The organism is Streptomyces sp. TRD_SC_5 (assembly GCF_056836825.1).
In genome coordinates this window covers 2,995,232-3,017,580 of record NZ_JBWZZS010000001.1, presented here as the reverse complement: position 1 = coordinate 3,017,580, position 22,349 = coordinate 2,995,232, and the positions used below count along the sequence as shown (strand labels likewise).

Sequence of the window (22,349 nt, the reverse complement as noted above, 5' to 3'; positions counted from 1 at the left end):
CGTCGTATGAGAAGTGATCTTCGCTCATGCGCGTGTGAGTTCAGCCGCCGATGACGGTGTCGCCGTGGCCGCTTCCCGGTGAACACTTCTCGGAGGCGGCGACAAGTGCGTCATGGTCGCCCTTCGGGCTGTCGGGCACTTCGATCTCGCCCGTTTTCGGGTGGGGCTCGGGGAACTTCGGGAATCCACTCTTCCGCATGCAGGCGGTGAATTTCCGGTTCTTGGCCAGGGTTTCGGCCGACGCGGGGTCGATGGAAGTCTCCGGCAGGAGATCGATGCATGCCTCTTGGGCAGACAGCATCAGATCTTCGTTGTTCTCGGGGTTGCCCTTGTCCACGACGAGTATTTCGTCGTCCCGCTGCTCCAGCACCACACCCTGGTTTTTGAGACAGAAGTAGTACTTCTTTTCGGCCGCGGTGGGCTTGGATGTGGATTCCGACTCGGGAGTCCCGCTCGATGAACAACCGGCCGCAAGGGACATCAACAAGGCTGCGGCAGCAATCCGGACAACAGTGTGCACGGTGGGCATTACGGAACTCCATGGGGGTGGGGCGCACCGGCGCTCTTGTGGCAGCGAAACGATCTTCGTGGCGGACCCTATAGGGGTGCGACGTACGCGTCTACTGTCCCCGAGGACAGTAGGCCGCACAGAGGGAATTCCTGTTTACTTGCCGCCGATCAGCGCGACCCGATCAGGGAATCACCTCACCACTAGGGGCGGTCATGAACAGGAATACCACGCTTCGGCGCTTCGCGGGCCTCGCTCTCGTAGTTTCCGCACTCGCCGGAACCACCCTCGCCACCGCAGGTACAGCAGTCGCCACCAGCAAGGACGGCGTTATGGAGGCCTATGAGTTCGGCCTCTACTACAACTCTGGGCGATCGGGTTGCGTTTTTGACCTGCTGAACTCGGATTTGAACTTCGCGGGTGACAAATTCTGGAAGTACGGAGGCGGCTGCGCCGGGCACGGCGAGAGGACCAACGACAACACGGCCTCGTACTGGAACCGGTACACCAAGTCCTGGTACGTCTACACCGACGCGGACGCCGACGGTGCCGAGGGTTCCCTGCCGTCCGGATACACCGGAAACGCATCCAGCACTTTCAAGAACAAGGTCTCCTCCGCATTTCCGTATGACGCCAGCTAGGGTGCTCGCTCACTGCTGACCGACTTCTGCTTGATTCCTTTGGCTGCTGCAGCACCCAAAGGAATAGTCAAACGAAACCGAAGGGCCTCATGTTTTCGTCCGCCGGCCGACGCCCGGCCCTGCAGTTGACCGCTGCGGCCTGTGTCGCACTTCTTCTCAGCGCCTGTTCCTCCACTGCGGACACCGCGAGCGACGGGCGCGCTGAGCCTGAAGTGTCTGCCACTCCGACCCTGCTCAAGACGGCGTCTCTTGAATTTCCTCTCGACGCGTACGAGGCGACTCCCGAGGACCGAGACGCCCTCGCTCGCGCCCAGGGAGTGCTGACCTCGCAATGCATGGCACGGTACGGATTTACGTATCAGGCTCCTGACGAGAGCAGCGCATCCGGGAGCCTGCCGAACTCCCGAATATTCGGTGTGGTCGACATGGAAACGGCGTCCCAATACGGATACAAGAACCCAAGAACCGCCAGGCCGTCCGAGAGTCGGCAGCAGCAGCCGAGACTCACAGGCGCCGAAGAACTCGCCTTGCTCGGGGACCCCGACTTGAATCCGGATGACCTGCCGAACAGTCAGGAAGACGCAGTCAGTCGTGGCGGCAGCAAGCGGGAAGTGAACAACGCGAAGATACCTGTCGGTGGTTGCACGCGTGAATCCTTCCTGAAGCTCTACGCGCCGAAGCCGAACAGTGTGGACGTGCTGTACGTCTTCAATCTCAAGGGAAAAGCGGATTCTGAATTTCGCGCGGACTCACGCGTAAGGGAAATCAACAAGCGTTGGTCGGCCTGTATGGCCAAGGCCGGCTTCACCGCCTCGGATCCACATACCGCCGTGGCCGAGCTCGGTTTCTCGGACGATTCCCGTTCTGGACCCGAGGCAATCACGGCAGCCAAGGCCGATGTCTCCTGCAAAGAGGAGATCAACCTGATCGGCGTCTACGTCGCGGTTCTGTCCGCCTACCAGCAGCAGCTGGTCGAAGACGATGCCGAGACTCTGCACCTGGCCAAGAAACAGCTTGAGGACCGTCTACGGCTGGCCGCGACCCTGGCCAACTGAGTGTCAACCGGGCCTGCGAACAGCCATGTTGCTCAATGCAACGTGCTAGCCTTGCGGTCGTTTTGATCACTTGGGCGGGGGCTTGTGTGGCTGCGGAGGATTGCTCGTGCCGGCTGTGTCAATGGCTGGCCGTAAGGGCGGAAGGTGCTGTCTCCTCTGCTTTGGGGCAGTTGCAAACCCTGACCGACCGGGAGACCGAAATCCTCGGGGAGCTGACTGACTGCCCCGGCAATGATGACATTGCCCGGAGGCTGGGTATCACCGAGCGGACCGTGAAATTCCATATCGTCAACCTGCGCAACAAGCTGGGTGACCTCAACCGGTTCCAGTTGTGTCTGGTAGCGCTACTGGCTTCGTCACCGGCGCCGAGCGCCGGCCGGATCACGCCGGGCGTCCGGGAGCTTTTTCCAACCTGATGTCCGAAGGCGCGAAATTGCGGCGGTAGTCGCTGGGTGAGACGCCGACCTGGAGGGTGAAGTGGCGGCGGAGGTTGGCTGCCGTGCCGAGGCCGCTTTCCGCGCTGATGCGGTCGATCGGGAGGTCGGTCGATTCGAGGAGCTGCTGTGCGTGGGCCAGGCGGCGGGCCAGTAGCCACTGCAGCGGGGTGGTGCCGGTGGTTTCCTGGAGGCGGCGGTAGAAGGTGCGCGGGCTCATGCGGGCGCGGCGGGCCATGTCGTCGACGGTGAGCGGCTCGTGGAGGTGGGCCGTCGCCCACTGGAGGGCCGGGCCGAGGCTGTCGTCGTCGGTCTCGGGGACGGGCTGGTCGATGAACTGGGCCTGTCCGCCCGTGCGATGGGCGGGTACGACCAGACGGCGGGCCAGTTGGCCGGCGACCCGCGCGCCGAAGTCGCGGCGTACCAGGTGCAGGCAGAGGTCGAGGCCTGCGGCCGCGCCGGCGCTGGTGAGGACGTTGCCGTCGTCGGTGTAGAGGACCGAGTCGTCGACCAGGACTTTCGGGTAGCGCTCGGCGAGCGCCGCGGTGTGCTGCCAGTGCGCGGTGGCGCGCCGGCCGTCCAGCAGGCCGGCGGCGGCGAGGGCGAAGGCGCCCGTGCACAGCGACACCATGCGGGCCCCCGAGTCGGCGGCCGCGCGCAGCGCGTCGACGAGTTCGGGCGGTACGTCCTCACCGCCCTCGACGCATGGATCGGGGACCGAGGGCACGATCACGGTGTCCGCTCCGGCCAGGGCGTCGAGTCCGTGGGGAGTGGAGAGGGAGAAGCCGCCGGTACTGGGGGCGCCCTTGTTCGTGCTGCACAGGCGCAGGTCGTACCAGTGGTCGGCGAGGTCGGGCTGCGGGACGCCGAAGACCGTGCAGGCGATCGACAGTTCGTACAGCTCGTAGAGGGAGATGCCGGAGTCCTCGACCACGGCTACGGCGACGGTGTGCATGCGTGCGAGCGTACGGCAGGAATTTTGCGGAGATGGGCAGTCCTGCCACTGTCGGCAGGCGGCGGGCGCTGCGAGGGTTGATCTCACCAAGAAGCCACGCGTAAAGCACATTTGGGAGAAATGCCAATGAACCGCGAAAACGTCACGGTCCTCGGTCTGGGACAGATGGGGACGGCCCTCGCGGACGCCTTTCTCGCCGCCGGTCACCCCACGACCGTCTGGAACCGCACCCCGGCCAAGGCTGACCCGCTCGTCGTCAGGGGTGCTGCGCTTGCGGCGACCCCCGGTGCAGCGGTCTCGGCGGCCGGGCTGGTGGTCGTCTGCGTGCTCGACTACGACGCCGTACGCGAACTCCTGGAGCCGGTGGCCGAGTCGCTCGCCGGCCGTACGGTCGTCAACCTCAGCACCGGGTCGCCCGAGCAGGCCAGGGCGGCGGCTGCCTGGGCGGCCGGGCACGGCTTCGGCTATCTCGACGGTGCCATCATGTCGACGCCGCCCGGGGTCGGCAGCCCGGCGAGCATGTTCCTCTACAGCGGCTCGCCCACCGCCTTCGCCACCCACCGGGAGACTTTGGCCGCTCTGGGGGACACCGTCGACCTCGGCGAAGATCCGGGCGTGGCCTCGCTCTACGACCTGGCGCTGCTCGACATGATGTGGGCGACGCTGAGCGGCTGGCTGCACGCCACGGCCCTGGCCGGCGCCGACGGGGTGGCGGCGACAGCGTTTGCCCCGGTCGCGGCCCGGTGGCTGAGGGGCGCGGTGACGGGCTTCATGGAGACGTACGCCGGGCAGGTGGACGCCGGTCACTACCCGGGCGACGACGCCACTCTCGACGTACACCGCGTGGCGATCGGGCACCTGATCCACGCGGGGAGGGACCGGGGCATCGACGGACGGCTGCCCGAGCTGTCGCAGGCGTTGGTCGAGCGGGCGGTCGACGGGGGGAACGGCGGGGACAGCTACGCGCGCCTTGTTGAGTTGTTCCGCAAGGGATGAGCCGGGTGAGCGGTACCGAATGAACGTACGACGGAGGGCCGTCGTTCCCTGATGTGGGAACGACGGCCCTCCGTCGTACAGATTCGTGCAGAGTCGTGCGAAGTCGTACAGAAAGTCCTGAATGCCCCTCAGAGCACGCGGACCGCGCCGTCCGCCGGGTAGCCCGACAGGTCCTGAATGACGACGCCCTTGCTGGGGTTGGCCGCGTCGAGGTACTGGCCGTCACCGATGTAGACACCCGTGTGGTACGCCGAACCGGCGCCGCCCCAGTAGAGGATGTCGCCGACCTGGAGGTTGGACGTGCCCACCTGGGTACCGGCCACCGACTGGTCCTGCGAGACGCGCGGGAGGTCGATGCCGACCGTGCGGTACGCGGCCTGTACGAGGCTGGAGCAGTCCCAGGCGTTGGGGCCGGAGGCGCCCATGACGTACGCGTCGCCGAGCTGTGCCTTGAGGAAGGAGACGACGGTCGCGGCGCTGCCGGTGGCGGTGCCGGTGGAGGCACCGACGGAGACGCCGGAGTCGTCGGCGGAGGCGCTGAGCGTCGTACGCTCCGAGGAACGGGAGGCGCGCTCTTCCGCGGCGGCCTTCTCGGCCGCTTCCTCAGCGGCCTTCTTCTCGGCGGCCTCTTCGGCCTTCTTCTTGGCCTCGGCCTTGCGTTCGGCCTCCGCCTTGTCCTTCTTCGCGGCCTTCGCGGCCTTCTCGGCGGCTTCGTCCTGCTGGGCCTGGAGGTTGTACGCCTGCGCGACCTGCTGGGTGGCCTCGGCGGAGACGGCGACAGTGTTCGCCAGTTCCGCGGTGATGGTGGGCATTTCGATGGTGGCGGTCACCGGCTCGGCATTCGCCGGTCCGGCAGCACCTGCCACCCCGAGGGTGCTGAGGACGCCACCGGCAACTCCGGCACGGAGCGCGACCTTGGAGGCGCTGCGACGAGGTTTCCGGTGGCTGGGTATGTGAGCGGTGAGGGACATGGGACTAACCGCTATCAGGCCATCGCGGTTCCCTTCAAGAAAGGTGTGCTGCGCCACAGTTGCGCCCCGGCAGCCCGAATCCGGCTTCTGCCGGGCCTTATTGACGCCGTAACGGGCAATACGGGCATCGGTGATCATGCCTGTGATCATGGGCTTTCCGCATTACGCCCCAATTGCCCGACGCCTACCATCGCTTCGCACTGTTGGCCAAGCCCGCTTTTATCGGGGTCCGACGCGAGTGGCGCAGGTCACAGATTGGCAACCCTTCGCGGTCTCGTCCGCTCGTGAACACGCGCACGCGTCCACATTCGTCCGCAGGACTCCCCCGGAGTGATGAGGCGGGCTTCTGTTATCACTCTCCGGCCGTCCATTGCCAATTTGCCTGTACGTGCCATCGCTTGATAGCGCGCACCCCTTGCGACCAGCGGTAACACCATCACTTGTCACGTCTGGTAGCCACTCGTGCACTTCGCGTACGAAGATCACCGCTCACCCGACTTGATGATCGTTCGTCGGGTGGTGGAGATCACAAAGGCGTTGTCGCAACCCGTGTCGCAGATCACAGACCGGCAGGCATAGGATGCGAAGCAGCCGGGCTTGTGAACTGCCTCACATATACGTGATCTTCGCGTGGCGAAGATCGCCGAGGTGGTGGAAACGCAAGATCCGGGTGCGGTCCAACGGTCAAGGACGACTGGAAGGAGCGAGGAGCGTGAATGCCTACGCGCCCATCCTCGTGCTCGGCGCCCTCGGGGCAGGGTTTGCGATCTTCTCCGTGGTCATGGCCACGCTTATCGGCCCAAAGCGCTACAACCGGGCAAAGCTTGAAGCGTACGAGTGCGGCATCGAGCCGACACCCACACCCGCCGGTGGCGGCCGCTTCCCCATCAAGTACTACCTGACGGCGATGCTCTTCATCGTCTTCGACATCGAGATCGTCTTCCTCTACCCCTGGGCCGTCTCCTTTGACGCCCTGGGGCTTTTCGGGCTCGTCGAGATGCTGCTCTTCGTGCTCACCGTCTTCGTTGCCTACGCGTACGTATGGCGGCGCGGCGGCCTGGAATGGGACTGAGGGGCTGAGGGGTCACCAATGGGACTCGAAGAGAAGCTGCCCAGCGGCTTTCTGCTGACCACCGTCGAACAGGCCGCGGGCTGGGTACGGAAGTCCTCCGTCTTCCCCGCGACCTTCGGCCTCGCGTGCTGCGCCATCGAGATGATGACGACGGGCGCCGGCCGTTACGACCTGGCCCGCTTCGGCATGGAGGTCTTCCGCGGCTCGCCGCGGCAGGCCGACCTCATGATCGTGGCGGGCCGGGTCAGCCAGAAGATGGCGCCGGTGCTGCGGCAGGTCTATGACCAGATGCCGAACCCCAAGTGGGTTATCTCCATGGGTGTTTGCGCCTCTTCAGGCGGAATGTTCAACAATTACGCAATTGTGCAGGGTGTTGATCATATTGTTCCTGTTGACATCTATTTGCCCGGTTGCCCGCCCCGCCCCGAGATGCTGATCGACGCGATTCTGAAGCTCCACCACAAGATTCAGAACTCCAAGCTCGGCGTGAACCAGGAAGAAGCGGCCCGGGAGGCGGAGGAAGCGGCCCTCAAGGCGCTGCCCACCATCGAGATGAAGGGGCTGCTCCGGTGAGTGAGACCAACGAGCCGAACCCCGACAAGGAACTCAGCGCGCAGAATCTGCCCGGTCAGCGGGGTGATCGCGGCGAGGAGATCCGCGTCCAGCGCGGCATGTTCGGCGCGAAGAACGGCGGCGACACCTCCGGCTACGGCGGTCTCGTACGTTCCGTACGCCTGCCGGGGCCCGCGACCCGCCCCTACGGCGGCTGGTTCGACGAGGTCGCCGACGAACTCGAAGGGGCTCTGGAGGAGCAAGATCTCCTGCCGGCCAACGCCATCGAGAAGACGATCGTCGACCGTGGCGAGCTCACGTTCCACATCGCGCGCGAGCACCTCGTTCAGGTGGCGCAGACCCTGCGCGACGACCCGGCACTGCGCTTCGAGCTCTGTACGGGTGTCAGCGGCTGCCACTACCTGGAGGACAAGGGCCGCGAGCTGCACGCGGTCTACCACCTGCGCTCGCTCACGCACGGCAGGCTGATCCGGCTCGAAGTGAGCGCGCCGGACAGCGATCCGCACGTCCCCTCGCTCGTCGCGGTCTACCCGACCAACGACTGGCACGAGCGCGAGACGTACGACTTCTTCGGCCTCGTCTTCGACGGGCATCCCGCCCTCACCCGGATCATGATGCCGGACGACTGGCAGGGCTTCCCGCAGCGCAAGGACTACCCCCTCGGCGGCATCCCCGTCGAGTACAAGGGCGCCCAGATCCCGGCTCCGGACCAGCGGAGGTCGTACTCGTGACCACCCCACCCGCATCTGCACGCGAGACCACCGAAGGTCCCGTATACACAGTCACCGGCGGCGACTGGGACGAGGTCGTCCAGGCAGCCACCAAGGCCGACGACGAGCGCATCGTCGTCAACATGGGCCCGCAGCACCCCTCCACGCACGGCGTGCTCCGGCTCATTCTCGAGATCGACGGTGAGACGGTCACCGAGGCCCGCTGCGGCATCGGCTACCTGCACACCGGCATCGAGAAGAACATGGAGTACCGGAACTGGACGCAGGGCACGACCTTCGTCACGCGCATGGATTATCTGACGCCGTTCTTCAACGAGACGGCGTACTGCCTGGGCGTCGAGAAGCTGCTCGGCGTCGAGGAGCAGATCCCGGACCGGGCGACCATCGTCCGCGTCATGCTGATGGAGCTCAACCGGCTCTCCTCCCACCTGGTGGCCATCGCCACCGGCGGCATGGAGCTGGGCGCGACAACGATCATGATCTACGGATTCCGCGATCGTGAACTGATTCTCGATGCCTTCGAGCTCATCACCGGCCTGCGCATGAACCACGCGTTCATCCGGCCCGGCGGCCTCGCGCAGGACCTGCCCCCGGGCGCGATGGACCAGCTGCGCGAGCTTGTGAAGACCATGAAGAAGAACCTGCCGGAGTACGACAAGCTCGCCACCGGCAACCCGATCTTCAAGGCCCGCATGCAGGACGTCGGCTACCTCGACCTCACCGGCTGCATGGCGCTCGGCGCCACCGGACCGGTCCTGCGCTCGGCGGGCCTGCCGCACGACCTGCGCAAGACCGACCCCTACTGCGGTTACGACACGTACGACTTCGACGTACCGACCGCCGACACCTGCGACTCCTACGGCCGCTTCCTGATCCGGCTGGAAGAGATGCGGCAGTCGCTGCGGATCGTCGAGCAGTGCCTGGACCGGCTCCGGGAGCCGGGCCCGGTCATGGTCGCCGACAAGAAGATCGCCTGGCCCGCGCAGCTCGCGCTCGGACCCGACGGCCTCGGCAACTCGCTCGACCACATCAAGAAGATCATGGGCACCTCCATGGAGGCCCTGATCCACCACTTCAAGCTGGTGACCGAGGGATTCCGGGTCCCGGCCGGGCAGGTGTACACCGCCGTCGAGTCGCCCAAGGGCGAGCTGGGCGTGCATGTCGTCTCCGACGGCGGCACCCGTCCCTACCGGGTCCACTTCCGCGACCCGTCCTTCACCAACCTGCAGGCCATGGCGGCGATGTGCGAGGGCGGCATGTTCGCCGACGTCATCGTCGCCGTCGCGTCCATCGACCCCGTGATGGGAGGCGTCGACCGGTGACTGCCACACCAGCAAATCAAGAGGTGAGCCTGGGGATGCCGCAGCTCCCCGCTCCCGACTACCCGGCCGACGTACGCGCCCGGCTCGACGCGGACGCCAAAGAGGTGATCGCCCGCTACCCCGACAGCCGGTCCGCCCTGCTGCCGCTGCTGCACCTCGTGCAGTCGGAGGAGGGGCACGTCACCCGCACCGGCGTCCGGTTCTGCGCCGAGACACTGGGCCTGACCACCGCCGAGGTCACCGCGGTCTCCACCTTCTACTCGATGTACCGGCGCAAGCCGTCCGGTGACTACCAGGTGGGCGTCTGCACCAACACGCTGTGCGCGGTGATGGGCGGCGACGCCATCTTCGACGAGCTGAAGCAACACCTCGGTGTCGGCAACAACGAGACGACCGAGGACGGCAAGGTCACCCTCGAACACATCGAGTGCAACGCGGCCTGCGACTTCGCGCCCGTGGTGATGGTCAACTGGGAGTTCTTCGACGACCAGACGCCCGAATCCGCCAAGCGCCTCGTCGACGACCTGCGGGCCGGACGGCCCGTCCAGCCGACTCGCGGCGCGCCTCTGTGCACGTACAAGGAGACCGCCCGCATCCTGGCCGGCTTCCCCGACGAGCGCCCCGGCGCTGTCGAGGCGACCGGTGGCGCGGGCGCCGCCTCGCTCATCGGCCTCAAGCTCGCCAAGGGCGAGGCACCGCAGCACCGTGTGGTCCACCCGCGCGGGGAGGCCCAGCAGCAGGACGGGCAGCCGCACGATCCTTCGCCGTCCGAGCACCTCAGCTCGCACGACGCTCCGCAGCAGACCTCGGCGTCCGACCCCGCTCACCCGGCCGGACCGGAAGCCGAGGAGGGGGAGTGATGACCTTGGCAGCCGAGATCAACGAAACCAGCCCTGAAAAGGTGCTGTCGCCCGTCCTGTCGGCGTTCTGGGACGAGCCCGAGTCCTGGACGCTGGAGACCTACCGGCGGCACGAGGGGTACGAAGGCCTGCGCAAGGCCCTCGCCATGTCGCCGGACGACCTCATCGCGTACGTCAAGGACTCCGGTCTGCGCGGTCGCGGCGGCGCGGGCTTCCCCACCGGCATGAAGTGGCAGTTCATCCCGCAGGGTGACGGCAAGCCGCACTATCTTGTTGTCAACGCCGACGAGTCGGAGCCGGGGACCTGCAAGGACATCCCCCTCCTCTTCGCGAACCCGCATTCCCTCATCGAGGGCATCGTGATCGCCTGTTACGCGATCCGGTCGAACCACGCGTTCATCTACCTGCGCGGCGAAGTCGTCCCCGTACTGCGCAGGCTGCACGAGGCCGTACGAGAGGCATACGCGGCGGGCTTCCTCGGCGAGAACATCCTGGGCAGCGGTCTCGACCTCGAACTCACCGTGCACGCGGGTGCGGGCGCGTACATCTGCGGTGAGGAGACCGCGCTGCTCGACTCGCTCGAAGGCCGGCGCGGCCAGCCCCGGCTCCGTCCCCCCTTCCCTGCCGTCGCGGGTCTTTACGCGTGTCCGACTGTTGTGAACAACGTCGAGTCCATCGCGTCCGTTCCCGCGATCCTCAACAAGGGCAAGGAATGGTTCCGTTCGATGGGCAGTGAGAAGTCCCCGGGCTTCACGCTGTACTCGCTGAGCGGCCACGTCACCAGCCCCGGCCAGTACGAGGCCCCGCTCGGCATCACGCTGCGCCAGCTGCTCGACATGAGCGGCGGCATCCGCGCCGGACACCGGCTGAAGTTCTGGACGCCCGGCGGCTCCTCCACGCCGATGTTCACCGACGAGCACCTCGACGTACCGCTCGACTACGAAGGCGTGGGCGCGGCGGGCTCGATGCTCGGCACCAAGGCGCTCCAGTGCTTCGACGAGACGACGTGCGTGGTGCGGGCCGTGACCCGCTGGACCGAGTTCTACGCCCACGAGTCCTGCGGCAAGTGCACGCCGTGCCGCGAGGGGACGTACTGGCTCGTGCAGTTGCTGCGCGACATCGAGGCCGGCAAGGGGCGGATGTCCGACCTCGACAAGCTCAACGACATCGCCGACAACATCAACGGCAAGTCGTTCTGCGCGCTCGGCGACGGCGCCGCGTCCCCGATCTTCTCCTCGCTCAAGTACTTCCGGGCGGAGTACGAGCAGCACATCACCGGCAAGGGCTGCCCCTTCGACCCGGCCAAGTCGACCGTCTGGGCCGACAAGCCCGCCCACCACACGGAGGTGAACGCATGACCGTCACGACAAGTGCTCCCTCCGGAGGCGGCGAGGCGGCGGTCCCGCCCGAAGATCTGGTCTCGCTGACGATCGACGGCATCGAGATCTCCGTCCCCAAGGGGACGCTGGTCATCCGGGCCGCCGAGCTGCTCGGCATCGAGATCCCGCGCTTCTGCGACCACCCGCTCCTCGACCCGGCCGGCGCCTGCCGGCAGTGCATCGTCGAGGTCGAGGGCCAGCGCAAGCCCATGGCGTCCTGCACGATCACCTGCACCGACGGCATGGTCGTCAAGTCCCAGCTCACTTCGCCGGTCGCCGACAAGGCCCAGCGCGGTGTGATGGAACTGCTGCTGATCAACCACCCGCTGGACTGCCCGGTCTGCGACAAGGGCGGCGAGTGCCCCCTGCAGAACCAGGCGATGTCCCACGGCGACGCGGAGTCCCGCTTCGAGGGGAAGAAGCGGACGTTCGAGAAGCCCGTCCCGATCTCCACCCAGGTGCTGCTGGACCGCGAGCGGTGCGTGCTCTGCGCGCGCTGCACCCGCTTCTCCAACCAGGTCGCGGGCGACCCGATGATCGAGCTGCTCGAGCGCGGCGCGCTCCAGCAGGTCGGCACCGGTGAAGGCGATCCCTTCGAGTCGTACTTCTCCGGGAACACCATCCAGATCTGCCCGGTGGGCGCGCTGACTTCGGCGGCGTACCGCTTCCGGTCGCGGCCCTTCGACCTCGTGTCGTCGCCGTCCGTCTGCGAGCACTGCGCGGGCGGCTGCGCGACCCGCACCGACCACCGGCGCGGCAAGGTCATGCGGCGCATGGCGGCTGACGACCCCGAGGTCAACGAGGAGTGGATCTGCGACAAGGGGCGCTTCGGCTTCCGTTACGCCCAGCGTCCCGACCGGCTCACCACTCCGCTCGTACGCAGTGAAGCGGGCGTACTGGAGCCGGCGAGCTGGCCCGAGGCGCTGGAAGTGGCAGCCAGGGGGCTCTCTGCGGCGCGCGGGCGGGCCGGTGTCCTGACCGGCGGCCGGCTCACCGTCGAGGACGCGTACGCGTACGCCAAGTTCGCCCGTGTCGCGCTCGACACCAACGACATCGACTTCCGCGCGCGCGTGCACAGCGGCGAGGAGGCCGACTTCCTGGCGTCCCGGGTGGCCGGGCGCGGACGTGATCTCGACGGTACGGGCGTCACGTACACGGCGCTGGAGAAGGCGCCCGCCGTACTGCTCGTCGGCATCGAGTCCGAGGAGGAGGCGCCCGGCGTCTTCCTGCGGCTGCGCAAGGCCAACCGCAAGCACGGGCAGCGCACCTACGCCGTCGCGACGCACGCCACTCGCGGGCTGACGAAGGCGGGCGGCACGCTGCTTCCCGCCGCGCCGGGCACCGAACCCGAGTGGCTCGACGCGATCGCGGACCGCACCGAGCTGGGCGGCGACGGGAACGCCGCAGCCGAAGCGCTGCGCGGCGAAGGCGCTGTGATCGTCGTCGGTGAGCGGCTGGCCGCGGTGCCGGGCGCCTACACCGCCGCCGTACGGGCCGCCGAAGCGACCGGTGCGTCGCTGGTGTGGATCGCGCGGCGGGCCGGTGAGCGCGGCGCCGTCGAGGCGGGCGCGCTGCCCGCGCTGCTGCCCGGCGGCCGCCCGGCCACCGACCCGCGCGCGCGGGACGAGGTGGCGGCGGTCTGGGGCGTGGCCGAACTGCCGAGCCGTTACGGGCGCGACACCGGCCAGATCATCGAGGCCGCGGCCACCGGTGAACTGGCCGCGCTGGTCGTCGGGGGCGTCGAGGTCGCGGACCTTCCCCACCCGGCACGCGCGCGTGAAGCACTTGACCAGGCCGGTTTCATCGTCTCGTTGGAGCTGCGGCCCAGCGAGGTGACGGACCGGGCGGACGTCGTCCTTCCGGTCGCCGCCGTCGCGGAGAAGTCCGGCACCTTCCTCAACTGGGAGGGCAGGGCGCGGATGTTCGAGGCGGCGCTCAAGCCGGACCAGATGACGCGCACGCTCGCCCCCGACGACGCGCGGGTGCTGCACATGCTGGCCGACGCACTGGACGTGTCTTTCGCGCTGCCGGACGTACGGGCCGTACGCCGCGAGATGGACCGCCTCGGCGCCTGGGGCGGCGAGCACGCGGCGGACACGACCGAGTCGGCCCGCCCCCTGCCCGAACCGTCCGAGGGCGAAGCCGTTCTCGCGGGCCACCGGCTCCTCCTCGACCAGGGCCGTCTCCAGGACGGCGACGAGGCCCTGGCGGGCACCCGCCACGCGGCGGTGGCCCGGCTCTCCGCCGCCACGGCCGACCGGACGGGGGTCAAGGACGGCGACCTGCTCGCGGTCACCGGCCCGTCGGGCACGGTCCAGCTCCCGCTGCGGGTGACGCCCATGCCTGAGCGGGTGGTGTGGCTTCCGCTCAATTCCGTGGGTGGCGGTGTCACCGCGGACACCGGAGCGGTCCCCGGACAGGTCGTACGTATCGGCCCGGCCGCACCGGTGGCCGACGCCGCACCGGAGGTGCAGTCATGACCGCCCTGGCCCACATCGCGGAAGCCCAGCGGAGCGTCCTGGCGGCCGAGGACCTGTCCATGTTCGGGCAGGACCCGTGGTGGCTCGTCGCCATCAAGGCGGTCTTCTGCTTCGCCTTCCTTATGATCACCGTGCTCTTCTCCATCGTGTGGGAGCGCAAGGTCGTCGCCTGGATGCAGCTGCGCATCGGCCCCAACCGGCACGGCCCGTGGGGTCTCCTCCAGTCCCTCGCGGACGGCGTCAAACTGATGCTCAAGGAGGACGTGATCGTCAAGCGGGCGGACAAGGTGGTCTACATCCTTGCTCCGGTCGTCGCGGCGATCCCGGCCTTCATGGCCATCGCGGTCATCCCGTTCGGGCCGGCCGGCAACGAAGTCTCGATCTTCGGGCAGCGCACCACGATGCAGCTGACCGACCTGCCGATCGCGATGCTCTACATCCTCGCGGTCGCCTCCGTCGGCATCTACGGCATCGTGCTCGCGGGCTGGTCCTCCGGATCGACGTACCCGCTGCTCGGCGGGCTTCGCTCCTGCGCGCAGATGATCTCGTACGAGATCGCCATGGGCGCGGCCTTCGCCTCGGTCTTCCTCTACTCCGGGTCGATGTCGACCTCGGCGATCGTCGAGGCGCAGGAGGACCGGTGGTTCATCATCCTGCTGCCGGTGTCCTTCATCATCTACGTCGTCACGATGGTCGGCGAGACGAACCGCGCCCCCTTCGACATGCCGGAGTCCGAGGGCGACCTGGTCGGCGGCTTCAACACCGAGTACTCGTCGATCAAGTTCGCGCTGTTCATGCTGGCGGAGTACGTCAACATGGTCACCGTCTCGGCGGTCTCGGTCACCCTCTTCCTGGGCGGCTGGCGGGCCCCGTACCCGATCAGCACCTTCTGGGAGGGCGCGAACCACGGCTGGTGGCCGATGCTCTGGTTCGTCGTCAAGGTCCAGCTGCTGCTGTTCTTCTTCATCTGGCTGCGCGGCACGCTGCCACGCGTGCGCTACGACCAGCTGATGAAGCTCGGCTGGAAGGTCCTGATCCCGGTCTCGGTGGTCTGGCTGATGTTGGTCGCCACGGTGCGCGCGATGCGCAACGAGAACATGGAATTCCAGAACATCGTGCTGTACGTCGCCGGGGCGATCGTCGCGATTCTGCTCCTGTCCTTCGTCGCCGACATCTTCCGCGACAAGAAGGAGAAGGAGAAGGCGGCGAAGGACGGCGAGGAACCACCCGCGTTCGACCCGATGGCGGGCGGATTCCCGGTGCCTCCGCTGCCCGGGCAGGAGTTGCCACCGGTGCCCCGCAGGCGGCCGCGCCACGAGCGCGAGCTGATTGTCAGTGGTGGGCCGGACACTATGAGTGACGGTAAGGAGGCCGACGATGCCTGACACCCCAAAGCCGGGGGAAGCCCCCCGGACGCCCTGGCAGAACCCGGTGGCCGGCTTCGGCGTGACCTTCAAGGCCATGTTCAAGAAGCGGCTGACCGAGCAGTACCCGGAGCAGCAGAAGACGACGGCGCCGCGCTTCCACGGCCGGCACCAGCTCAACCGCCATCCGGACGGTCTGGAGAAGTGCATCGGGTGCGAGCTGTGCGCCTGGGCCTGTCCGGCCGACGCGATCTACGTGGAGGGCGCGGAGAACACCGAGGAGGAGCGTTACTCCCCGGGTGAGCGTTACGGCCGCGTCTACCAGATCAACTACGCCCGCTGCATTCTGTGCGGCCTGTGCATCGAGGCGTGCCCCACGCGCGCGCTGACGATGACGAACGAGTTCGAACTGGCCGACAGCAGCCGCGAGTCGCTGATCTACACCAAGGAGCAGCTGCTCGCCGGGCTGGAGGAAGGCATGGTCGAGTCGCCGCACTCGATCTTCCCCGGCACGGACGAGCAGGACTACTACCGGGGGCTGGTGACCGAGGCCGCGCCGGGCACGGAGCGGCAGGTGGCGCTGAGCAAGGGAGAGCGGCCGCAGGAGGCCGCGTCGACCTTCGGCGAGGACGAGCCGACGACGAAGAAGGTGATCGGGGCATGAACGCTCTTGCCGCCTCGGTCACTTCGACCGGCGAGGCCGTGCAGTTCTGGGTGCTCGGTACGGTCGCCGTCGTCGGCGCCCTGGGCACCATCCTGATGAAGAAGGCGGTGCACAGCGCGCTGTGCCTGGCCGGGACCATGATCGTCCTGGCCGTCTTCTACCTCGCCAACGGCGCGTACTTCCTCGGTGTCGTCCAGATCATCGTCTACACCGGCGCGATCATGATGCTGTTCCTCTTCGTGGTCATGCTGGTCGGTGTCACGGCCGCCGACTCCCTGAAGGAGACGCTCAAGGGCCAGCGCTGGCTGGCCGCGGGCTGCGGTCTCGGCTTCGGCATCCTGCTGATGGCCGGGATCGGTCAGGCCTCGCTGTCCACCTTCAACGGACTCGGCAGGGCCAACGCCGCCGCCGGTGGCAACGTGGAGGGCCTCGCCGAACTCATCTTCACCAAGTACGTCTTCGCCTTCGAGCTCACCGGCGCCCTGCTCATCACGGCGACCGTCGGCGCGATGGTGCTCACGCACCGCGAGCGCACCGAGCGTGCGAAGACGCAGCGGGAGATGTCCGAGGAGCGCGTACGCGGCAAGCACCTGCCGCCGCTGCCCGCACCCGGCGTGTACGCACGGCACAACGCGGTGGACATCGCCGGTCTGCTGCCGGACGGCACGCCGGCCGACCTCACGGTCATGAAGACGCTGCGCGAGCGCGGTCAGATCCGCGATGTGTCGAGCCAGGCGATGACCGACCTCAAGGCGCTGGAGCAGCGCTCCGAGGAACGGCTCGGCCGTGACCAGGACGAGACGGAGGCCGCGCAGTGAATCCGGTCAACTACCTCTATCTCGCGGCACTGTTGTTCACCATCGGCGCGGCGGGTGTGCTGATCCGGCGGAACGCGATCGTTGTCTTCATGTGCGTCGAGCTGATGCTCAACGCCTGCAACCTCGCGTTCGTCGCCTTCTCCCGCATGCACGGCAATCTCGACGGCCAGATCGTCGCGTTCTTCACGATGGTCGTCGCCGCCGCCGAGGTCGTGGTGGGTCTCGCGATCATCGTGTCGCTGTTCCGGTCCCGCCACTCGGCCTCGGTCGACGACGCCAGCCTGATGAAGCTGTAAGGGGTCGCAAGAATCGTGGAGAACTTGATTGCGCTGCTCGTCGCAGCGCCTTTGCTCGGAGCGGCGGTCCTGCTGTGCGGCGGGCGGCGGCTCGACCGTGTCGGTCACTGGATCGGCACGCTGCTCGCGGCGGCCTCGTTCGTGCTCGGCGTGGTGCTGTTCGGCGCGATGCTCGGGTACGACGTAGAGGCGCGGACCATGCGCCAGCACCTCTACAGCTGGATTCCCGTCGAGGGCTTCCAGGGCGACATCGCCTTCCAGCTCGACCAGCTGTCGATGACGTTCGTACTGCTGATCACCGGTGTGGGCACGCTGATCCACATCTATTCGATCGGTTACATGGAGCACGACGAGCGGCGACGCCGCTTCTTCGGCTACCTGAACCTCTTCCTCGCGGCGATGCTCCTGCTGGTCGTCGCCGACAACTACCTGCTGCTGTACTTCGGGTGGGAGGGCGTCGGTCTGGCGTCGTACCTGCTCATCGGCTTCTGGCAGCACAAGCCCAGCGCGGCGACGGCGGCCAAGAAGGCCTTCATCGTCAACCGTGTCGGCGACATCGGTCTGTCGATCGCGATCATGCTGATGTTCACCACCTTCGGCACCTTCGCCTTCGGGCCGGTGCTGGGGGCCACGGGGGACGCGACCGAGGGCACGATGACGGCCATCGGGCTGATGCTGCTGCTGGCCGCGTGCGGCAAGTCGGCGCAGGTGCCGCTCCAGTCGTGGCTCGGTGACGCGATGGAGGGCCCGACCCCGGTCTCGGCCCTCATCCACGCCGCCACCATGGTGACCGCCGGCGTCTACCTGATCACCCGGTCCGGCGCGATCTTCAATGCCGCTCCCGACGCGCAGACCGCGGTCGTGGTGGTCGGCGCGGTCACGCTCCTCTTCGGTGCGGTCGTCGGTTGTGCGAAGGACGACATCAAGAAGGCGCTGGCCGGTTCGACGATGTCGCAGATCGGCTACATGATCCTGGCGGCGGGCCTCGGCCCGATCGGTTACGCCTTCGCGATCATGCACCTGGTGACGCACGGCTTCTTCAAGGCGGGTCTCTTCCTCGGCGCCGGGTCGGTCATGCACGGCATGAACGACGAGGTGGACATGAGGAAGTACGGCGGCCTGCGGAAGTACATGCCGGTGACGTTCGTGACGTTCGGGCTCGGCTATCTCGCGATCATCGGCTTCCCGGGCCTGTCCGGTTTCTTCTCCAAGGACAAGATCATCGAGGCGGCCTTCGCCTCGGGTGGCACGCAGGGCTGGATCCTCGGCTCCGTGACCCTGCTGGGCGCGGGCATCACGGCGTACTACATGACGCGCGTGATGATCCTGACGTTCTTCGGCGAGAAGCGCTGGCAGCCCGCCCCCGACCCGGACCAGGCGCCCAGCGTCGAGCCCGGCATCGAGGTGCGCCCCGGGGAGATGCCGCATCCGCACGAGTCGCCGAAGTCGATGACGATCCCGATGATCGTGCTCGCCTTCGGGTCGGTCTTCGCGGGCGGGTTCTTCAGCATCGGCGACCGGTTCGTGAACTGGCTGGAGCCGGTGACGCAGTTCGAGCACCCGCACCCGCCGATCAGCGTGCCGGTGATCACGGGGCTGACGGTCGCCGTCCTGCTGGCCGGCGTCGCGATCGCGTACCTCCAGTACGGTCGCAAGCCCGTCCCGGTCGTCGCCCCGCGCGGCTCGTTCGTCACCCGTGCCGCCCGGCGCGATCTCCTCCAGGACGACTTCAACCACGTGGTCCTGGTCCGCGGAGGCGAGCACCTCACCCGCTCGCTGGTGTACGTCGACCACACCCTGGTCGACGGAGTGGTCAACGGAACGGCGGCCTCGGTCGGCGGACTCTCCGGCCGGCTGCGCAAGCTGCAGAACGGCTACGCCCGCTCGTACGCGGTCTCGATGTTCGGCGGTACGGCGATCCTCATTGCCGCGACCCTGCTGATGAGGGCGGTCTGATCGATATGTCTGTAGTAGCAAACGCAGGCTTTCCTCTGCTGACGGCGACGGCGGTGCTCCCGGCGGTCGGTGCGATCCTGACCGCCGCCGTGCCCGCCGCGCGCCGCACTGCCGCCAAGTGGCTGGCGTTGTCCTTCTCGCTCGCCACGCTGGTACTGGCGGCCCTCGTGGTCGTCCGCTTCGAGCCCGGCGGCGACCGCTACCAGCTCACCGAATCCCACGCCTGGATCCCGGACTTCGGGGTCAGGTACGAGCTGGGGGTGGACGGCATCGCCGTCGCGCTCATCGCGCTCACGGCTCTGCTGATGCCCTTCATCATCCTGGCGGGCTGGCACGACGCCGACCCCCTTGAGACGAAGAGCTCGCGCTGGCGCCCGACCCAGGGATTCTTCGCCCTGATCCTGATGGTCGAAGCGATGGTGATCCTCTCCTTCGAGGCCACCGACGTCTTCCTCTTCTACATCTTCTTCGAAGCCATGCTCATCCCGATGTACTTCCTCATCGGCGGCTTCGGGGACCGGGCGCACGCCGGCACCGACGGGGCGGCGGCCACCCAGCGCTCGTACGCGGCCGTGAAGTTCCTTCTCTACAACCTCGCCGGCGGGCTGATCATGCTGGCCGCCGTCGTCGGTCTCTACGTGGTCGCCGGGAGCTTCTCGCTCGCGGAGATCGCCGAGGCGCGGGCGAGCGGCGAGCTGGAGATGGCGACCAACACGGAGCGGCTGCTCTTCCTCGGCTTCTTCTTCGCGTTCGCGGTGAAGGCGCCGTTGTGGCCGCTGCACACCTGGCTGCCCAACGCCATGGGTGAGGCGACCGCCCCGGTCGCCGTGCTGATCACCGCGGTCGTCGACAAGGTCGGCACCTTCGCGATGCTGCGCTTCTGCCTCCAGCTCTTCCCGGAGGCCAGCAAGTGGGCCACGCCCGTCATCATCGTGCTGGCGCTGGTCAGCATCATCTACGGCGCGCTGCTGGCGGTCGGCCAGCGCGACATCAAGCGGCTGATCGCGTACGCCTCGATCTCGCACTTCGGCTTCATCGTGCTCGGCATCTTCGCGATGACGAGCCAGGGCCAGTCGGGCGCGACGCTCTACATGGTCAACCACGGGATCTCGACCGCCGCGCTGATGCTGGTGGCCGGCTTCCTGATCACGCGGCGCGGGTCGCGGCTCATCGCCGACTACGGCGGAGTGCAGAAGGTCGCCCCGGTGCTCGCCGGGACGTTCCTCATCGGCAGCCTCGCGACGCTGTCGCTGCCGGGGCTGGCGCCGTTCGTCAGCGAATTCCTGGTGCTGGTCGGCACGTTCGCGGTGTATCCGGTGGCCGGAGTCATCGCCACCTTGGGCATCGTCCTTGCCGCGCTCTACACGCTCGTCCTGTACCAGCGGACGATGACGGGGCCGGTCAAGGCCGAGGTGCGGGCCATGCCCGACCTCAAGGTCCGTGAGCTCGTGGTCGTCGCCCCGCTGATCGCACTGCTTCTGCTCCTCGGCGTCTTTCCCAAGCCACTGACGGACATCGTCAATCCGGCCGTGAAGCACACCATGTCCGACGTCCGGAAGACGGACCCCACCCCCGAGATTGAGGCGGAGGCGGCCAAGTGAGCGCATCAGCTGTCCACAGCCTGTGGGCGACGGTCGCGGCGCCGAGCGCCGAGGGCGGTTTCACGGCCCCGCACATCGAGTACGCACAGCTGTCGCCGACGCTCATCGTCGTCGGCGCGGCGGTAGTGGGCGTACTCGTCGAGGCCGCGGTGCCACGCAAGGCCCGTTACTACACACAGCTGTTCCTGTCGGTCGTCGCCATCACCGCCGCCTTCGCGGCGATCGTGGCGCTCGCGGCCGGCGGGTACGGCACCACAAAGGCGCAGATCGCGGCGGAGGGCGCCATCGCGGTCGACGGCCCGGCGCTGTTCCTCCAGGGCACGATCCTGCTGGCCTCGCTGATCGCCGTGTTCACCTTCGCCGAGCGCAGGCTCGACCCGGACGCGCACGGCAACCGCGTCGACTCGTTCGCCGCGCAGGCCGCGTCCGTACCGGGCAGTGAGAGCGAGAAGGCGGCGGTCAAGGCCGGGTTCACCACCACCGAGGTCTTCCCGCTGATGCTGTTCGCGATCGCCGGGATGCTCGTCTTCCCGGCCGCCAACGATCTGCTGACGCTGTTCGTGGCGCTGGAAGTCTTCTCGCTCCCGCTGTACCTGCTGTGCGCCGTCGCCCGCCGCAAGCGGCTGATGTCGCAGGAGGCCGCGGTGAAGTACTTCCTCCTCGGCGCCTTCTCGTCGGCGTTCCTGCTCTTCGGGATCGCGTTGATGTACGGGTACGCGGGCTCGGTCTCGTACGCGAAGATCGCGAGCGTCGTCGACGGCACGGTCAAGCAGATCGACCCGGCGCTCGCCGACACCATGGGCAACGACGCGCTGCTCCTCATCGGCGGCGCGATGATCCTCATGGGCCTGCTCTTCAAGGTCGGCGCGGTCCCGTTCCACATGTGGACCCCGGACGTCTACCAGGGCGCTCCGACCCCGGTCACCGGCTTCATGGCCGCCGCGACCAAGGTGGCCGCCTTCGGCGCCATGCTGCGGCTGCTGTACGTCGTACTGCCGGGCCTGCGGTGGGACTGGCGTCCGGTGATGTGGGCGATCGCGATCGTCACCATGCTGGGCGGCGCGATCGTCGCGATCACCCAGACCGACATCAAGCGGCTGCTGGCGTACTCGTCGATCGCTCACGCCGGGTTCATCCTGGCCGGTGTGATCGCGACCACGCCCGACGGCATCTCGTCCGTCCTCTTCTATCTGCTGGCGTACTCCTTCGTGACGATCGGCGCCTTCGCGGTGGTCACGCTGGTGCGGGACGCGGGCGGCGAGGCGACGCATCTGTCGAAATGGGCGGGGCTGGGGCGGCGCTCGCCGCTGGTGGCCGCGGTCTTCGCGGTGTTCCTGCTGGCCTTCGCCGGAATTCCGCTGACGTCGGGCTTCGCGGGGAAGTTCGCGGTGTTCAAGGCGGCGGCCGAGGGCGGGGCCGGGGCGCTGGTCGTGGTCGGTGTGATCTCGTCGGCGATCGCCGCGTTCTTCTACGTCCGGGTGATCGTCCTGATGTTCTTCAGCGAGCCGAAGGCGGACGGCCCGACGGTCGCCGTGCCGTCGCCGCTGACGACGGTGGCGATCGGGGTGGGCGTCGCGGTGACGCTGGTGCTCGGTGTCGCCCCGCAGTACTTCCTGGACCTGGCCGGCCAGGCGGGAGTCTTCGTCCGCTGACCGCATGGGCATGATCGCCGC

General features: G+C 67.6%; 21 protein-coding genes. 18 read left to right on the top strand and 3 right to left on the bottom strand.

All coding sequences use genetic code 11. The features are described from left to right. Window positions 1-40: 40 nt before the first annotated feature. Window positions 41-529, bottom strand: a complete 489-nt coding sequence (locus AC1P0E_RS13920) for a hypothetical protein (RefSeq protein ID WP_482742474.1) — start codon at window positions 527-529, stop codon at window positions 41-43. 194 nt (window positions 530-723) lie between these two features. Between AC1P0E_RS13920 and AC1P0E_RS13915 the strand changes: the two genes are divergently transcribed. The 3 genes from AC1P0E_RS13915 to AC1P0E_RS13905 all read left to right on the top strand — a co-directional run bounded on the left by AC1P0E_RS13915 (window position 724) and on the right by AC1P0E_RS13905 (window position 2,620). Further along, entirely contained in the window at window positions 724-1,149 is a 426-nt protein-coding gene (locus tag AC1P0E_RS13915) for a peptidase inhibitor family I36 protein (protein ID WP_482742473.1), read from the top strand. 89 nt (window positions 1,150-1,238) lie between these two features. Beyond that, a complete protein-coding gene (locus AC1P0E_RS13910) occupies window positions 1,239-2,204 on the top strand; it encodes a hypothetical protein (RefSeq protein WP_482742472.1) in 966 nt (321 codons plus the stop codon). A gap of 86 nt (window positions 2,205-2,290) precedes the next feature. Then, the gene (locus tag AC1P0E_RS13905; RefSeq protein WP_482742471.1) at window positions 2,291-2,620 is read left to right on the top strand and encodes a helix-turn-helix domain-containing protein; all 330 of its coding nucleotides are present in this window, start codon (window positions 2,291-2,293) and stop codon (window positions 2,618-2,620) included. On the opposite strand, the gene AC1P0E_RS13900 is transcribed toward AC1P0E_RS13905, so the two are convergent. Beyond that, complete coding sequence (locus AC1P0E_RS13900) at window positions 2,586-3,593, bottom strand: helix-turn-helix domain-containing protein (protein ID WP_482742470.1); 1,008 nt, start codon at window positions 3,591-3,593, stop codon at window positions 2,586-2,588. The two genes, AC1P0E_RS13905 and AC1P0E_RS13900, sit on opposite strands and share 35 nt — an antisense overlap. Before the next feature lie 126 nt (window positions 3,594-3,719). On the opposite strand from AC1P0E_RS13900, the gene AC1P0E_RS13895 reads away from it, so the two are divergent. Next, complete coding sequence (locus tag AC1P0E_RS13895) at window positions 3,720-4,589, top strand: NAD(P)-dependent oxidoreductase (protein ID WP_482742469.1); 870 nt, start codon at window positions 3,720-3,722, stop codon at window positions 4,587-4,589. Between the two features lie 128 nt (window positions 4,590-4,717). Here AC1P0E_RS13895 and AC1P0E_RS13890 read toward each other — a convergent pair whose 3' ends face one another. Continuing rightward, the gene (locus tag AC1P0E_RS13890; RefSeq protein WP_482742468.1) at window positions 4,718-5,560 is read right to left on the bottom strand and encodes a C40 family peptidase; all 843 of its coding nucleotides are present in this window, start codon (window positions 5,558-5,560) and stop codon (window positions 4,718-4,720) included. A 712-nt stretch (window positions 5,561-6,272) separates the two neighbouring features. Here AC1P0E_RS13890 and AC1P0E_RS13885 point away from each other — a divergent pair. From AC1P0E_RS13885 to nuoN, 14 genes are read left to right on the top strand one after another with little or no spacing between them, the layout of a single operon-like run. After that, entirely contained in the window at window positions 6,273-6,632 is a 360-nt protein-coding gene (locus tag AC1P0E_RS13885) for an NADH-quinone oxidoreductase subunit A (RefSeq protein ID WP_003956195.1), read from the top strand. An 18-nt stretch (window positions 6,633-6,650) separates the two neighbouring features. Continuing rightward, window positions 6,651-7,205 (top strand): NuoB/complex I 20 kDa subunit family protein, encoded by a 555-nt coding sequence (locus tag AC1P0E_RS13880; RefSeq protein WP_069927526.1) that lies wholly within the window; start codon window positions 6,651-6,653, stop codon window positions 7,203-7,205. After that, on the top strand, window positions 7,202-7,936 hold the full coding sequence (locus tag AC1P0E_RS13875; RefSeq protein WP_482742467.1) for an NADH-quinone oxidoreductase subunit C: 735 nt from the start codon (window positions 7,202-7,204) through the stop codon (window positions 7,934-7,936). The genes AC1P0E_RS13880 and AC1P0E_RS13875 overlap by 4 nt, the downstream gene beginning before the upstream one ends. Further along, window positions 7,933-9,258, top strand: a complete 1,326-nt coding sequence (locus AC1P0E_RS13870; RefSeq protein ID WP_482742466.1) for an NADH-quinone oxidoreductase subunit D — start codon at window positions 7,933-7,935, stop codon at window positions 9,256-9,258. Before AC1P0E_RS13875 ends, AC1P0E_RS13870 begins: the two co-directional genes overlap by 4 nt. Before the next feature lie 35 nt (window positions 9,259-9,293). Beyond that, window positions 9,294-10,118: an NADH-quinone oxidoreductase subunit NuoE gene (gene nuoE / locus AC1P0E_RS13865; protein ID WP_482742465.1), complete on the top strand. Its 825-nt coding sequence runs from the start codon at window positions 9,294-9,296 to the stop codon at window positions 10,116-10,118. Next, window positions 10,115-11,476: an NADH-quinone oxidoreductase subunit NuoF gene (gene nuoF, locus AC1P0E_RS13860; RefSeq protein WP_482742464.1), complete on the top strand. Its 1,362-nt coding sequence runs from the start codon at window positions 10,115-10,117 to the stop codon at window positions 11,474-11,476. Before nuoE ends, nuoF begins: the two co-directional genes overlap by 4 nt. After that, window positions 11,473-13,977: an NADH-quinone oxidoreductase subunit G gene (locus AC1P0E_RS13855; protein WP_482742463.1), complete on the top strand. Its 2,505-nt coding sequence runs from the start codon at window positions 11,473-11,475 to the stop codon at window positions 13,975-13,977. Before nuoF ends, AC1P0E_RS13855 begins: the two co-directional genes overlap by 4 nt. Next, window positions 13,974-15,362, top strand: coding sequence for an NADH-quinone oxidoreductase subunit NuoH (gene nuoH, locus AC1P0E_RS13850; RefSeq protein WP_482742462.1), 1,389 nt, complete (start codon window positions 13,974-13,976; stop codon window positions 15,360-15,362). Before AC1P0E_RS13855 ends, nuoH begins: the two co-directional genes overlap by 4 nt. Then, window positions 15,355-16,005 carry an NADH-quinone oxidoreductase subunit NuoI gene (gene nuoI / locus AC1P0E_RS13845; RefSeq protein ID WP_482742461.1) on the top strand — a complete coding sequence of 217 codons (651 nt, stop codon included), beginning with the start codon at window positions 15,355-15,357 and terminating at the stop codon, window positions 16,003-16,005. The genes nuoH and nuoI overlap by 8 nt, the downstream gene beginning before the upstream one ends. Beyond that, entirely contained in the window at window positions 16,002-16,823 is an 822-nt protein-coding gene (locus AC1P0E_RS13840) for an NADH-quinone oxidoreductase subunit J (protein WP_482742460.1), read from the top strand. Before nuoI ends, AC1P0E_RS13840 begins: the two co-directional genes overlap by 4 nt. Further along, complete coding sequence (nuoK, locus tag AC1P0E_RS13835) at window positions 16,820-17,119, top strand: NADH-quinone oxidoreductase subunit NuoK (protein WP_482742459.1); 300 nt, start codon at window positions 16,820-16,822, stop codon at window positions 17,117-17,119. The genes AC1P0E_RS13840 and nuoK overlap by 4 nt, the downstream gene beginning before the upstream one ends. Window positions 17,120-17,134: 15 nt before the next feature. After that, the gene (gene nuoL / locus AC1P0E_RS13830; protein ID WP_482742458.1) at window positions 17,135-19,075 is read left to right on the top strand and encodes an NADH-quinone oxidoreductase subunit L; all 1,941 of its coding nucleotides are present in this window, start codon (window positions 17,135-17,137) and stop codon (window positions 19,073-19,075) included. Window positions 19,076-19,080: 5 nt separating this feature from the next. Beyond that, on the top strand, window positions 19,081-20,676 hold the full coding sequence (locus AC1P0E_RS13825) for an NADH-quinone oxidoreductase subunit M (RefSeq protein ID WP_482742457.1): 1,596 nt from the start codon (window positions 19,081-19,083) through the stop codon (window positions 20,674-20,676). Further along, entirely contained in the window at window positions 20,673-22,328 is a 1,656-nt protein-coding gene (gene nuoN, locus AC1P0E_RS13820; RefSeq protein WP_482742456.1) for an NADH-quinone oxidoreductase subunit NuoN, read from the top strand. The genes AC1P0E_RS13825 and nuoN overlap by 4 nt, the downstream gene beginning before the upstream one ends. Window positions 22,329-22,349: the final 21 nt, after the last annotated feature.

What these genes read in the sequence shown, in the direction of transcription:
- AC1P0E_RS13890 (WP_482742468.1), bottom strand. Translation starts at nt 5,560, where the DNA reads ATGTCCCTCACCGCTCACATACCCAGCCACCGGAAACCTCGTCGCAGC.
- AC1P0E_RS13825 (WP_482742457.1), top strand. Translation starts at nt 19,081, where the DNA reads ATGTCTGTAGTAGCAAACGCAGGCTTTCCTCTGCTGACGGCGACGGCG.
- AC1P0E_RS13855 (WP_482742463.1), top strand. Translation starts at nt 11,473, where the DNA reads ATGACCGTCACGACAAGTGCTCCCTCCGGAGGCGGCGAGGCGGCGGTC.
- nuoH (WP_482742462.1), top strand. Translation starts at nt 13,974, where the DNA reads ATGACCGCCCTGGCCCACATCGCGGAAGCCCAGCGGAGCGTCCTGGCG.
- nuoI (WP_482742461.1), top strand. Translation starts at nt 15,355, where the DNA reads ATGCCTGACACCCCAAAGCCGGGGGAAGCCCCCCGGACGCCCTGGCAG.
- AC1P0E_RS13895 (WP_482742469.1), top strand. Translation starts at nt 3,720, where the DNA reads ATGAACCGCGAAAACGTCACGGTCCTCGGTCTGGGACAGATGGGGACG.
- AC1P0E_RS13840 (WP_482742460.1), top strand. Translation starts at nt 16,002, where the DNA reads ATGAACGCTCTTGCCGCCTCGGTCACTTCGACCGGCGAGGCCGTGCAG.
- AC1P0E_RS13920 (WP_482742474.1), bottom strand. Translation starts at nt 529, where the DNA reads ATGCCCACCGTGCACACTGTTGTCCGGATTGCTGCCGCAGCCTTGTTG.
- AC1P0E_RS13880 (WP_069927526.1), top strand. Translation starts at nt 6,651, where the DNA reads ATGGGACTCGAAGAGAAGCTGCCCAGCGGCTTTCTGCTGACCACCGTC.
- nuoE (WP_482742465.1), top strand. Translation starts at nt 9,294, where the DNA reads ATGCCGCAGCTCCCCGCTCCCGACTACCCGGCCGACGTACGCGCCCGG.
- AC1P0E_RS13900 (WP_482742470.1), bottom strand. Translation starts at nt 3,593, where the DNA reads ATGCACACCGTCGCCGTAGCCGTGGTCGAGGACTCCGGCATCTCCCTC.
- AC1P0E_RS13910 (WP_482742472.1), top strand. Translation starts at nt 1,239, where the DNA reads ATGTTTTCGTCCGCCGGCCGACGCCCGGCCCTGCAGTTGACCGCTGCG.
- AC1P0E_RS13915 (WP_482742473.1), top strand. Translation starts at nt 724, where the DNA reads ATGAACAGGAATACCACGCTTCGGCGCTTCGCGGGCCTCGCTCTCGTA.